The 12773-nt window shown below is 72.7% G+C and carries 11 protein-coding genes and 1 pseudogene; 9 read left to right on the top strand and 3 right to left on the bottom strand.

Annotated features, from left to right (window positions below):
- Positions 1–16 precede the first annotated feature (16 nt).
- Positions 17–1954: an FUSC family protein gene (locus tag HUT19_RS37720; RefSeq protein WP_176185276.1), complete on the bottom strand. Its 1938-nt coding sequence runs from the start codon at positions 1952–1954 to the stop codon at positions 17–19.
- A 444-nt stretch (positions 1955–2398) separates the two neighbouring features.
- Between HUT19_RS37720 and HUT19_RS37715 the strand changes: the two genes are divergently transcribed.
- The 6 genes from HUT19_RS37715 to HUT19_RS37690 all read left to right on the top strand — a co-directional run bounded on the left by HUT19_RS37715 (position 2399) and on the right by HUT19_RS37690 (position 8985).
- Positions 2399–3634, top strand: coding sequence for a cytochrome P450 (locus HUT19_RS37715; protein ID WP_176185274.1), 1236 nt, complete (start codon positions 2399–2401; stop codon positions 3632–3634).
- 47 nt (positions 3635–3681) lie between these two features.
- Complete coding sequence (locus tag HUT19_RS37710) at positions 3682–3879, top strand: ferredoxin (RefSeq protein ID WP_176185272.1); 198 nt, start codon at positions 3682–3684, stop codon at positions 3877–3879.
- A complete protein-coding gene (locus tag HUT19_RS37705) occupies positions 3876–5084 on the top strand; it encodes an NAD(P)/FAD-dependent oxidoreductase (RefSeq protein ID WP_217712327.1) in 1209 nt (402 codons plus the stop codon). Before HUT19_RS37710 ends, HUT19_RS37705 begins: the two co-directional genes overlap by 4 nt.
- A 114-nt stretch (positions 5085–5198) precedes the next feature.
- The gene (mptB, locus tag HUT19_RS37700; protein ID WP_176187777.1) at positions 5199–6665 is read left to right on the top strand and encodes a polyprenol phosphomannose-dependent alpha 1,6 mannosyltransferase MptB; all 1467 of its coding nucleotides are present in this window, start codon (positions 5199–5201) and stop codon (positions 6663–6665) included.
- Entirely contained in the window at positions 6662–7903 is a 1242-nt protein-coding gene (locus HUT19_RS37695; protein WP_176185270.1) for a glycosyltransferase 87 family protein, read from the top strand. The genes mptB and HUT19_RS37695 overlap by 4 nt, the downstream gene beginning before the upstream one ends.
- 74 nt (positions 7904–7977) lie before the next feature.
- Positions 7978–8985 (top strand): lysylphosphatidylglycerol synthase transmembrane domain-containing protein, encoded by a 1008-nt coding sequence (locus HUT19_RS37690; protein ID WP_254885999.1) that lies wholly within the window; start codon positions 7978–7980, stop codon positions 8983–8985.
- 11 nt (positions 8986–8996) lie between these two features.
- Here the strand turns inward: HUT19_RS37690 and HUT19_RS37685 are convergent, their stop codons facing one another.
- The gene (locus HUT19_RS37685; protein ID WP_176185265.1) at positions 8997–9614 is read right to left on the bottom strand and encodes a class I SAM-dependent methyltransferase; all 618 of its coding nucleotides are present in this window, start codon (positions 9612–9614) and stop codon (positions 8997–8999) included.
- 14 nt (positions 9615–9628) lie between these two features.
- Positions 9629–10750 (bottom strand): CapA family protein, encoded by a 1122-nt coding sequence (locus HUT19_RS37680; protein ID WP_176185263.1) that lies wholly within the window; start codon positions 10748–10750, stop codon positions 9629–9631.
- A 223-nt stretch (positions 10751–10973) separates the two neighbouring features.
- Here HUT19_RS37680 and HUT19_RS37675 point away from each other — a divergent pair.
- The 3 genes and pseudogenes from HUT19_RS37675 to HUT19_RS37665 form a co-directional block, all read left to right on the top strand.
- Positions 10974–12014 (top strand): annotated as a pseudogene (locus tag HUT19_RS37675) (alkaline phosphatase family protein); the annotation flags it as partial.
- A gap of 121 nt (positions 12015–12135) precedes the next feature.
- Positions 12136–12360, top strand: coding sequence for a hypothetical protein (locus HUT19_RS37670; RefSeq protein WP_176185261.1), 225 nt, complete (start codon positions 12136–12138; stop codon positions 12358–12360).
- Complete coding sequence (locus tag HUT19_RS37665) at positions 12360–12716, top strand: hypothetical protein (RefSeq protein ID WP_176185259.1); 357 nt, start codon at positions 12360–12362, stop codon at positions 12714–12716. The genes HUT19_RS37670 and HUT19_RS37665 overlap by 1 nt, the downstream gene beginning before the upstream one ends.
- The last annotated feature ends 57 nt before the right edge of the window (positions 12717–12773 follow it).

The following is a 12773-nucleotide window of genomic DNA, read 5'->3' as shown; positions in this document are numbered from 1 at the left end:
CTGTCCCCGGCCGGCTCTACGAGGACGCCAGTTCGCGCGCCCGGCGCAGCCCGGCGGTGACATCCGCGAGGGTGGCGCACTCCTCCAGCACACCGCCCGCGGGCAGCGTCAGGTCCGTCGGAGGGCGGCGGGTGGCGACGGCGTCGGCGAGGTCCGAAAGAGCGGTCCGCAGCCGCTCGGCCAGTTCCGCGTCGGGGGCCGGGGCGCCCTGGTCGAGCCGGACACCGCAGGCCGTCGCGGTGTCCACGATCTCCTCCAGCGCGGAGACCACCGGGGCCCACACCGCCAGGTCACGTCCGAAGGGCGGGTGTTCGGCACTGGCCACCGCCACCGCGCGGCGGGCGTCGGCCAGGGTGCGGTACGCCTCGCGGCGCAGCCGGAGCCGTACCGCGTAGGGGGTACCGGCGGTGAGCACCCGGTCGAGGTGGTCGCGGGTGGCGCGTACGGCGAGTGAGAGCCGGACGGACACCTGGGCCCGCGGGCCGCCGAGCCCCGGCAGCGCCCCGGCGGCCAGCACCACCACGCAGGCCAGCAGGGTGTCCATCAGCCGGGTGTACTCGGGGTCGGTGTCCCCGCCGAGGTAGACCAGGGAGAGCAGCAGCGGGGTGAGCACGGCGGTCTGGAGCGCGAAGTGGCGTACGGAGACGGGGATCAGCGCCGAGCAGAGCGCGGCCACGGCCACCGGCCAGACCCCGGGAACCCCCGCGACCGGGCCGAGGAGGGCGGCGAGCGCGCCGAAGACGGCCACGCCCACCGCGGTGCCGAGGGCGCGTGAGACGGCCCGCGAGAACAGCGGGCCCATATCCGGTTTGACGAGGAAGGCGGCCGTGGCGGGCAGCCAGTACCAGTGGTCGCCGGGGAGTGTGCGGGCGAGTGCGGTGCTGCCCCCGACGCACAGCGCCACCCGGGCCGCGTACTCGCGCCCTGCCGCGCCGGACGCACGGCGCAGCCGCTGCGGGAGTCCGGGCCCCACGGGGCCGACGGCGGGCGCCGGTTCGCCGTCGAAGACCCGGGCGGCGAGCAGTACCGCGCGGTGCACGGCCACCTTGCCCGCGGTGTCCGGGACGGGCGCGGGCAGCGGGCCGGGGGGCTGCCCGGTGCGTATCGAGCGGGCGAGCAGGGCGGGGGTGCGGGCCAGGTCGTCGGACAGGGGCTCGTTCTCCCACAGCAGGGTGAGCGCCGCCTCGCTGAGCGCTCCGGCCACCGCGAGGCGGTCGCGCAGCCGCCGTTCGCGGGTGTCGGGGCGGTACAGCGGCAGCCGGTGGGCGTAGAGCGCCTCGTAGGCGGTGTCGTACGCGGTGGTCAGCCGGCGCCGGGCCGGGCGGCCGCCTTCGGTGCCGACCGCGGCCATCAGGTCGGCGAGGGCGTCGTAGACGGCGGCCACCGCACCGCCCGCGTCGGCGCGGGTGGCCGGGCGGTGCCGGACCAGCCCGACCAGCCGGGGCAGCAGCGCCGCCATGGCGATCACCCAGACGGCGCCGGTGAGGACCAGCACGGCGCGTCCGGCCGGGGTTTCGGGCAGCGGCATTCCGGCGCCGACGACGCACAGCACCATCAGCTGCACCCCCGCCGCCGAGCAGACGGGGCCGATGGCGCTGAGCGCGCCCGAGACCAGTCCGACGGCGGCGAGCGCGCCCGCGATCCCCGCGCCGAGGCCGAGGGTGCCCAGCCAGGCCCCGATGAGCATGCCGACGGCTCCGGCGAGGGCGGGCAGTCCGATGCGGACGACCCGGGTGTTGTGGGTCGCGGGGCGGTCGTTGATATGAGCGAACATCGCACCGAGCCCGGCGGTGACCCCGGCGGAGGTGTGTCCCGAGGCGACTCCGGCGGCCACCACCGGGCCGACCCCGAGCGCTCCGCGGGTCACGGCGCCCCAGGGCACGGGGCCGCCGATCCCCCGCACCCCGCGCAGGGGGTGGATCAGCCAGTCGGGCGGGATGGGGCGGACGCGCAAGGATCCTCCGTGGTGCGGGCGCTGTGTCGGAATCCGGGTCGGGTGGATATCAGGCCAGGTCTCCTCGACCGTAAGGGAGTCATGCGGAACTTCCGTAACCCGCGTATTTCCGCCATGTGAGATCGGGGTGATCCGGGGGTGTCCGGCGGCGGTCGTGCGCCGGAGCGGGAAGATGTGTGCGGCAGCCGGTCAGCTGCGTGATGAACGGCGCACGGTCGGCATGATTCAGGTGATGACAGAACCCGATCACATAGCACTTCGAAGTGCACATGCCAGGCTCATATGTGTCCGAAGCGTGGCCATCTTTAGACGGAGCGTGTTGTGTTCCCCGGCCGGACCCAACTAGCCTCCGTAGCCGCCGCGTTACCGAACGCACATTTAGTACCCGCCTCGGTACACGCGTTGAGCAACTGCTCCAGGCCCTGCACCGGCAACGGAGGAGAGATGACCGACACCCTCACGGACACCTCGGGCGACACCGGCCCGGAACCGGCGTACCCGATCGACAGAAGCCCGCGCTGCCCCTTCTCCCCGCCCGCCGGGCTGCGGGAGTTACAGTCCACGGCGCCACTGCGGAAGGTACAACTGTGGGACGGCAGCGGTGCCTGGCTGGTCACCCGCTACGAGGAACTGCGCGCCCTGGCCCAGGACCCCCGCATCAGCAGTGACATCCTGCGCCCCGGCTATCCGCACGTGGGCGTCGGCAGCCTGGAGCGCGCCCGCCGCCAGACCCTCTTCATCAGCATGGACGACCCCGCCCACGCCCGGCTGCGCAGACTGGTCACCGCCCCGTTCGCGGTCAAGCGGATCCAGGCGATGCGTCCCGAGATCCAGCGGCTGGTGGACGAGCTGATCGACACCATGCTGGCCGGGCCCTGCCCCGCCAATCTGGTGCGGGAGTTCGCGCTGCCGCTGCCGTCCCTGGTCATCTGCCGGCTGCTCGGTGTCCCCTACGCCGACCACGCCTTCTTCCAGCGCAACAGCGCGGCCCTGCTCAACCGGAACTCCGCGGACCAGGCCACCGAGGCCCAGCGAGTCCTGATGGACTACCTGGACCAACTGGTCGGCGAGAAGCTGGCCCGCCCCGCCGACGACCTGCTCTCCGCCCTGGCCACCGGGCAGGTGGCGGCCGGTCTGCTCGAGCGGCGGGAGCTGACGGCCATCGCCATACTGCTGCTGGTCGCGGGGCACGAGACCACCGCCAACATGATCTCGCTGGGCACCCTCGCCCTGCTCCGCCACCCCGATCAGCTCGACGCGCTGCGGGCCACCGACGATCCGGCGCGGGTGGCCGCCGCGGTCGAGGAACTGCTGCGCCACCTCACCATCGTCCAGTCCGGACTGCGCAGGGTGGCGCTGGAGGACATCGAGATCGGTGACCGGGTGATCCGCGCGGGCGAGGCGGTCATCCTCGCCATCGACGCGGCCAACCATGACGCTGCGGTGTTCTCCGAGCCCGACCGCCTCGACCTCGGCCGCGACGCCCGCCACCACGTGGCCTTCGGCTACGGCGTCCACCAGTGTCTGGGCCAGCAGCTGGCCCGGGTGGAGCTCCAGGTCGTCTACAGCACGCTCTACCGGCGCGTCCCCACCCTGCGCCTCGCCGCCGACCCGACCGAACTCCCCTACAAGCACGACTCCATCGTCTACGGGGTCCATGAACTACCCGTCGCCTGGTGACGGCCGCTCCGGCAACCCCCACCCCCCATCGAGGAGAAGAAAGCCCTATGCGGGTGACTTTGCATCAGGACAAATGCGTGGCCTCCGGCCAATGCGTGCTCGCCGCGCAGGACGTGTTCGACCAGCGTGACGAGGACGGTGTCGCGGTCCTGCTCGACGACAACCCGCCCGCCGAAGCGCACGACGACGTCCGGCACGCCGCCGCCGTCTGCCCCGCCCTCGCGATCACCCTGGCAGAGTCGTGAACACCACCCGCAACGTGGTCATCGTGGGAGCCTCCGTGGCCGGGCTCACCACGGCCGTGACCCTCCGCACCCTCGGCTACGACGGCCGCCTCACCCTCATCGGGGACGAGCCGCACACCCCGTACGACCGGCCCCCGCTGTCCAAGCAGATCCTGGCGGGCACCTGGGAGCCGGACCGGATCACACTGCGCACCGACGAGGAACTGTCCGCGCTCGACGCCGAGCTGCTGTTCGGCAGGTCAGCCACCGGGCTGGACATCGCCGCCGGACGGGTACTGCTGGACGGCGGCGACAGCGTGTCCTACGGCTCGCTCGTCATCGCCACCGGTGTCAACCCGTGCCGGCTGCCCGGCACCGACCTGGCGGGCGTGCATCTGCTGCGCACCCTCGACGATGCCCTCGCACTGCGTGCCGCGCTGCTGCGCGGCCCCAAGGTGGCCGTGGTCGGCGCCGGATTCCTCGGCGCCGAGGCGGCCGCGGCCGCCCGCGGGATGGGCCTGGACGTCACCCTGATCGACCCCCGGCCGGTGCCCATGCGGCGCCAGTTCGGCGACCGGGTCGGCGCGCTCGTCGGACAGCTCCACCAGGACCACGGGGTGTCCGTGCGCTGCGGCACCGGTGTGAACCAGTTCCTCGAGATCGACGGCCGGGTGACCGGCCTGGAACTGACCGACGGCATCAAGCTGGACGCCGACCTCGTCGTGGTCGCGGTCGGCGCCGCCCCGGCCACCGGCTGGCTCCGCGGGTCCGGGCTGCTGCTGACCAACGGTGTGGAGTGCGACGCCACCTGCCGGGCCGCCCCGGGCGTCTACGCGGCCGGGGACGTGGCCTCCTGGCACAACAGCCACTTCGACGCCCCGATGCGGCTGGAGCACCGGCTGAACGCGACCGAGCAGGCGCAGGCCGTCGCCCGCAATCTGCTCGGCGAGGAGCTGCCGTTCGCCCCGGTGCCGTACTTCTGGACCGACCAGTACGACGCCCGTATCCAGGCGTACGGCGTCTTCCCGGCCGACGCGGACCTCGCCGTGCTCCACGGCGAGCTGGAGAACCGCCGCTTCGTCGCCGCCTACGGCCACCGGGGCCGGGTGGTCGGGGTGCTCGGCTGGAACTGCCCACGCGAGCTGCGCAAACTGCGCCAGCTCGTGGTCGACCGGGCGCCCTGGTCGTCGATCGGGGCACAGGAGTGTCTGACCGCCGCCTGGTGATGCCCTGACCCCACGCGGGCCTGGCCCCACGCGGGCCCCAGCCGACACCTCGCGGCCAGCCGCCGGTGACCGCGACGTCAAGTTTCGGCCATGCGCCCTGGCGAGGCTGGCCGGATGCTGGTCCGTCGTGTTCTCGTCCAAGGGGTCACCGTCGCTCCCCGCCACTGCCGGCTGCTCGGGCTCGCGGGCTCGGTGGCGCTGGCGCTGGGGGGAGCGACGGCCGGAGCGCTGCCGGTGGCGGATGTCCTCACCCCCGACTCCGGCAGAGCCGCCCTCGGCCTGGTCAGCACGTACTTCGGTCTGGTGCTGCTGATCGCGGCCTGGTGGTGGCTGGGGCGCGCGGTGCGTGGTCCGCGGCCGCCCGGGATCCGGAGCATGCTGCTCACGCTCGCCGTCTGGGCGGCTCCGCTGGTGCCCGCTCCCCCGCTGTTCAGCCGGGACGTGTACAGCTATCTCGCCCAGGGCGCGATGGTGCACGCGCGGATCGACGTCTACTCCCACGGCCCGGTCCGGCTGGGCGGACCGCTCGCGGCCGAGGTGGCACCGGTGTGGCAGCACACCCCGACCCCGTACGGACCGGTGTCCCTGGCGTTCGAGAGCGCGGTCGCGCACGCCTCGGGCGCCGAGCCGTCCCTCGGGGTGCTGGGGCTGCGGCTGGTCGCGCTGCTCGGGGTGGCGCTGATGGTGCTGGCGCTGCCGGTGCTCGCACGGCGCTGCGGCACCGATCCGGCCGGTGCGCTGTGGCTCGGGGCGCTCAATCCGCTGTTGCTGCTGCACCTGGTGGGCGGGGCGCACAACGACGCCGTGATGCTCGGGCTGCTGGGCGCCGGACTGGTGGCCGCGACGGGGCGGTGGCCCGCGTGCGGCGCGGTGCTGGTCACGCTCGCCGCCCTGGTCAAGGCGCCCGCCGCGCTGGGGCTGCTGGCGGTGGCCTCGCTGTGGGTGCGCAGAGTGGAGGGCCGCGGACGGCGGATGGGAGCCGTGCTGGCCACGGCCGCGCTGGCGCTGGCCTCCACGGGCGCGGCCACGGCCGTCACCGGTACCGGATACGGCTGGATCAGCGCGCTGGCCACCCCGGCCTCGCCCGGCAACTGGGCACTGACCAGCACCCTCGGACGCGCCACCGGCGCCCTGCTGGACACGGTCGGCAGCGGTCTGGCGCCGCTGGCCACCCCGGCGTGGCAGGCACTGGGGCTGCTGGCCACCGCCGTGGCCGTGGTGGTCGTCTGGCTGCGCCCGTCCCGGCGGCGGCCGCTGTACGCACTGGGGTTGAGCCTGACGGCGGTGGCGGTGCTCGGCCCGGCGCTGCGGCCCTGGTACGTGCTCTGGGGGCTGTTCCTCATCGCGGCGGCGGCGCCGGGCGGACCGGTGCGCCGGGCGGTAGCGGCGGGCAGCGCGGTGCTGGCCCTGGCCGTACTGCCGAGCGGATTCGCCCCGGACGCACGGCAGTTGACGTTCGCGGTGTGCGGCGGGGCGCTGGCGCTCCTCGCCCTGTGGGGTGCCCGGCACGCCCCGGGATTCGCCACCGGGCCCGCCCTGTCCGCCGCGTCCGGCGGCCACCGCCCGGAGCGTCCGGTATGAGCGGGCCCGCTACCCCGCGCGGACGGCTGCTGCTGGCGTCCGGCCTGACGGGGGCCGTGGCGCTGTTCCTGGTCACGGTCCCGCTGCACCGGCACTGGTTCGATCTCCAGGTGTACTACGGAGCGGTCGGCCACTGGCTGCGGGACGGCCACATCTACGAGTTCACCACCTCCGGGGCGGACGGCGCGGACTACGGCTTCACCTATCCGCCGTTCGCCGCCCTGTGCATGCTGCCGATGACACTGGTGAGCTGGCCGGGCGCGGTCACCATCAGCACGGTGCTCAACGTGGCCGCCTCGGCCGCCGTGCTGCGTTGGCTGATCGGGCCGCTGGTGCGCAGACAGGGCTGGATCCCGTGGTTCGCGTTCACCGTGGCGGCCTGTCTGTTCGCGCTGCTGGAGCCGGTGCGGGACACCTTCAGCTTCGGTCAGGTCAATCTGCTGCTGCTGGTCCTGGTGCTCTTCGACGCCTGGCTGCTGTCGGCGGGACACGGCCGCGGCCGGTTCGCCGGATACGGCACCGGCCTGGCCGCGGCCATCAAACTCACCCCGGCGATCTTCATCGTCTATCTGGCGGTGACCCGGCGGTGGCGCGCCGCCGCCACCGCCGCGGTCACCGCGGTGGCCGCCACGCTGCTGGCCGCGTGGGTGGCGCCGGGCGCCTCGCGGGTGTACTGGACCGAGGCGCTGTGGGACACCGACCGCATCGGTGTGCTCGCCTACGTCTCCAACCAGTCCTTGGAGGGGGTGCTGGCCCGGCTGGTCGAACCGCTCCAGCCGAGCGGGGCGGTGTGGGGGCTCGGTGTGCTCGCCGTACTGGCCGTCTGGGCGCACCGGGTGCGCGGTGCGGCCGCCGCCGGGGACGATACGGCCGGGTTCGCGCTGACCGGTGTGGCCGCGTGTCTGATCAGCCCGATCACCTGGGTGCACCATCTGGTGTGGCTGATACCGGCGTTGACGGTGCTGGCCGAGTCCGCGCTGCGGCCCGGTGCGCCCCCGGACCGCCGCCGGATCCTGCTGCGGACGGCCGCGGTGGTCTACGCGCTGCTGTGCAGCAGTCTGGTGTGGCTGTGGCGGTTCGACTCCACGGGGGTGGGCGGCTTCCTCGGCAGCAACGCCTATGTGTGGATCTGTCTGGGGCTGCTGATCGCCCTTCCGCTGCGCGACACGCTGCCGGATACGGGCCCGGCACCGGCCGGGGGTACTGCGGGGCGGATGACGGGGCAGACGGAGCGATGAGCACGGAACCGGGCCCGGCCCGTATCCCAGCAACAGAGACGTCCGGACCGAAGCCGAAAGCGAGGTCGCGGCCCATGTCGCAGACGATGTCGCGGGCCCTGCCCCAGCCACTGCCGAGCCCGGTGCCGCAGCAGGCACGCCGTCCGGTGTACCGCAGGGTTCCGGTGCGCCGGATCCTGTGTCTGCTGCCGCTGGCCGCCGTCGCCGTGTGGGTGCTCCAGCACCGGTCGCTGATCGGCTCCGGCGCCCGTCAGACGCTGGCCGCGAACCCCTGGTGGCTGCTGGTGGCGGTGGCGACGACCGGGTTCGGCTGGGTGGCGGTGTCGTTCGCCCGGCAGGGCACGGTACGGGAACGGCTACCGGCCCGGCGGCTGTTCGCCACCCAGTTCGCGGCGGGCGCGGCCAACCACCTGCTGCCGTCGGGGATCGGCGCGAGCGCGGTCAACATCCGCTTCATGACCGGCTGCGGTCTGCCGCCCGCCCGCTCCTCGGCCGCGCTCGCGCTGTACTTCCTCGCGGAGGGGGTGACCCGGATCGGTCTGCTGGCCGTGCTGTTCCTGGCCTTCCCCGAGGCGCTGCGGCTGGGCCCGATGCTGCCCGACCGGTCCGGCGCCATGGTGGTGGCGGCGGTGGCCGCCGGGGTGGTCGCCCTGCTGGTGGGGGCGCTGCTGATCCGCCCGGTGCGCCGGCTGGCATGTACGTTCCTGTGCACCGCGCTGTCCGACGCGCGGTCGCTGCACAGGCGGCCGTCCCGGGCACTGGCGCTGTGGGGCGGTTCGCTGGCCTTTCCGCTGCTCCAGGGGGCGGGGCTGGTGGCGGTGGCGCTCGCGCTGGAGCTGGAGGTGCGCCCGCCGCATGTGATGCTCGCGTACCTGGCCGCCACGGCGGTGGCCGCCCTGGTCCCCTCCCCCGGTGGTATCGGATCGGTGGACGTCGCGCTGGTCATCGCGCTGGTCGCGGCGGGCGCACCGGCCGAGGCCGCCACGTCCACCGTGCTGGCCTACCGCTTCATCACGGTGTGGCTGCCGTTGGTGCCGGGGGCGCTGGTGCTGGGTGCCCTGGTGCGCGCGAAGATCGTCTGACGTCCACGGGCTCATCTGCCGGGGTGGTGCAGCAGCAGTTGTACGGCGGGGCCGAGGACACGGCGGTCGCGCAGGGTGAGCTCGACACCGCCGAATCCGGCTCCGGTCGCCTCGGTCACCAGCCGCTCGGGCGGAAACCCGAGGACATGGCGGTGCACGGTGAGCACCATCCGTCCGCCGGGGCGCAGCACCCGCAGCAGTTCGCGGAATCCTGCCGGGCGGTCCCAGAGCATGACGTTGTTGACGGACAGCACGGCGTCCACCGCGGCGTCCGGGCATCCGGTGCGCTCCGCGGTGCCGTCGTCGACCCGGAGCGTGCCCGCAGCGATCTGGGCCGCGCACCGCCGGATCGCCGCCCGGCGCATGGTGGCCGAGGGGTCGACGGCGATGACCCGGCCGCCCGGTTCCACGGCGGCCACCGCCGGTGCCAGTCCGACGCCCGGACCGGGCCCGACGACCAGCACGCGTTCGCCGGGGCGCAGGGCCGCCCGGTCCACGGCCCAGCGCTCCTGCGAGGCGTTGAAGCGTGCCATCAGCCCGCCGCCGACGGTGCCCGCGGGGCCGCGGGGACGGCCGAAGGCCGCGTCCAGAAGACGCGGGGTCCTTCCCGGGTGTTTCTCGGGGGGCATGTGCGCCTCCTCGCTCATCGGTGCCGGAGGGTCAGGACGTCGTACGGCGCGTCGTGCGAGACCTCGACGCGGGTGCCGAGGCGGACGCAGACCCGGTCGAGGGTGCCACCGAGCCACTCCGTGTCGCGGTGCGTGGCGTGGCGCAGCCGCATCCGGCGCGACTGGAGGGGCACCATGCGCAGCTCCACCAGACGTCCGGTGTGGGCGGCCACCCGCACGAGGTGGAGCAGCCGCAGATCGTCCCGGTACCGCTCGTAACCGGTGATGCCCTCGTAGTCGTCGATGAGGTCGCCGCAGCCGTAGAGGATCAGCTTGCCGCGGTGGACCTCGGCCGGGCGGGGGTGGTGGGAGGAGTGGCCGTGGACGAGGTCGACCCCGCCGTCGATCAGGGCGTGGGCGAAGCGGATCTGGTCCGAGGGGATGTCGTAGCCCCAGTTGCCACCCCAGTGGACCGAGGCGACCGCGATATCGCCGGGCCGCTTGATCTGCCGCACCCGGCCCGCGATCGCGGCGGCTCCGGCGTCCGTCAGCTCGGGCACGAGGTCGACCCCGGGGCGGTCGTCGGTGGCGGCCCAGCGGCGCGGGATACCGCTGGAGGGCGTACCGAAGGCGAAGACCAGGATCCGCCGGCCCGCCCTGGCCGGGACGACGGCGGGGCGCCGGGCAGCGGTGAGGTCCCGCCCGGCTCCGGCCACCTGGAGTCCGGCCCCGGCGAGGCAGTCGAGGGTGTCCTCGAGGCCGTCCGGGCCGCTGTCCAGGACGTGGTTGTTGGCCAGCACGCAGACATCGGGCCGGGCCGCGGACAGACAGGGGAGGTTGGCGGGGTTCATACGGTAGTGGAGGCTTTTGCCGGGCGCGGCTTCGCCACCGGCCGTGACGCTGGTCTCGAGATTCACCACCCGGGCGTCGGGCGCGGCCTCGTCCAGCACCGCCAGCGCGTCGCCCCACGGCCAGCTGAAGTCGACCGGGCGCGGGATCGGGCCGTTCTTCTCCTCGGCCAGCTCGACATAGGCGCGGGAGTCACGGATGTACGGCTCCCGCAGCTCCGGGTCGCCGGGGTGCGGCAGGATCTGGTCCACGCCCCGGGCGAGCATCACATCGCCGCAGAGGAAGAGCGTCACCGTGTCGCCGTCCATGGTTTCAACGTACTGCCTCGGCCATCGCGATGCCCGTCGCCCGCGGACGGTCCGGACGGGCGGCGACAGCGTACGCGGTGACCACGGTTCGCGGCGAAATGACCAAGGTTTACTGAGCCTTTCCCGCCGTTTCTCTTCCGGGCCGTTGTGCCGGGCGGCCTGAGCGGAAGAGACTGCCCCGGTTGCTTGTCACACCTCGTACGTCACAGGAGACCGGACCGATATGACCTCCATCGACCGTCGCAGATTCATGCAACTGGCCGGTACCAGCACGGCCCTGTCCCTGCTGTCCACCAGCATCGCCCGTGCCGCCGCGATTCCGGCGAACCGTCGCACCGGCAGTCTGAAGGACATCGAGCACATCGTGGTGCTGATGCAGGAGAATCGTTCCTTCGATCATTACTTCGGAACACTGCGCGGAGTGCGCGGATTCGGCGATCCGCATCCGGTGCGGCTGCCCAGTGGCAAGCCGGTCTGGCACCAGTCCGACGGCAGCAAGGAAATCCTGCCGTTCCGGCCCGAGGTGAACGACCTGGGGCTCCAGTTCCTCCAGGACCTCCCGCACGGCTGGGGCGACGGCCACGCCGCCTTCAACAAGGGGGCCTACGACAAGTGGGTGCCCGTGAAGTCCGCCACCACCATGGCGTACCTCACCCGTGAGGACATCCCGTTCCACTACGCACTGGCCGACGCGTTCACCATCTGCGACGCGTACCACTGCTCGTTCATCGGCTCCACCGACCCCAACCGTTACTACATGTACACCGGTTACACCGGCAACGACGGCAAGGGCGGCGGCCCGGTCCTCGACAACGCCGAACTCGGCTACAGCTGGACCACCTACCCCGAGCGCCTGGAGAAGGCCGGGGTCTCCTGGAAGCTCTACCAGGACATCGGCGACGGGCTGGACGCCGACGGCGGCTGGGGCTGGATCGACGACGCCTACCGGGGCAACTACGGCGACAACTCGCTGCTGTTCTTCAACCAGTACCGCAACGCCAAGCCCGGCGACCCGCTCTACGACAAGGCCCGTACCGGCACCGACGCCAAGCACGGCGACGGCCTCTTCGACATCCTGCGGGCGGACGTGCGGGACGGGAAGCTGCCCCAGATCTCCTGGATCGCGGCGCCCGAAGCCTTCACCGAGCACCCCAACTGGCCCGCCAACTACGGAGCCTGGTACATCGCGCAGGTGCTGGACGCGCTGACCTCCAACCCCGAGGTGTGGAGCAAGACCGCGCTGCTCATCACCTACGACGAGAACGCGGGTTTATGGGGCGTTCCCGCAGGTAGAAGCCGTTTCAGGGTCGGGCATCCCGGCGAGATCCCGGCCGAGGTGGCCTGAAACGGTGCTGCACAGGGACCGATTGTGGGACTGTTGGGGCATGCGCCTGACCTGGACAATCGCCCTCCGCTCTGGCCCGGCTGTTGGCTCCGCCGAGGCCGCCACGCTCGACGAATGCACAACACAACTTGAATTGGCACTCAAGGAAGCCTTGCCCGACTGGACACCCGAGCACACAGAGGCGCTGGCCCGTGTCCGCTCTGCCCTGGCCGGGGGTCGCCGCTCCGTTACCGCCACGGCTTTCATGGTCACCCTGGAGGACTGATGACCACTGCCGCAACCCGCTATCACATCCAGCGCACAGCCCCGAACGGGCCGTTCGTCATCTATGACAACGCACTGGACGGCTTCTGCACGCTCAAAGACCAGCACGACAACCTCTTGCCTCTGGAGTGGGACGACGAGCGCGGCGCTCTGTCCTGGCTCAATCGCTGCGCCCGGCTCTGGTCACTGGGTGCTGTTCCCGCGCCGCGCAACTGGTCCACATGGCGCGCACCACGGCAGTCACCATGGCAAGGGCTCCCTTATGTGGACTGCGCTGTCTGCGGCTGCGGCACATTCGAGTTCCGCCCGAAGCTCGTCAACAATGTCTGGCGCAATGCCTGTCCACGCTGCCAGTAACCCCGCGCCGAGAAACGGCCCCTCCCCGTGCCGATCTCCGACCCGCCCAACGCGGGG

The sequence above is a fragment of the Streptomyces sp. NA02950 genome (assembly GCF_013364155.1).
In the GTDB taxonomy this organism is placed as follows: Bacteria; Actinomycetota; Actinomycetes; order Streptomycetales; family Streptomycetaceae; genus Streptomyces.
Note: the sequence above shows the minus strand (reverse complement) of the source record. Positions and strands in the feature narration are given on the sequence as shown.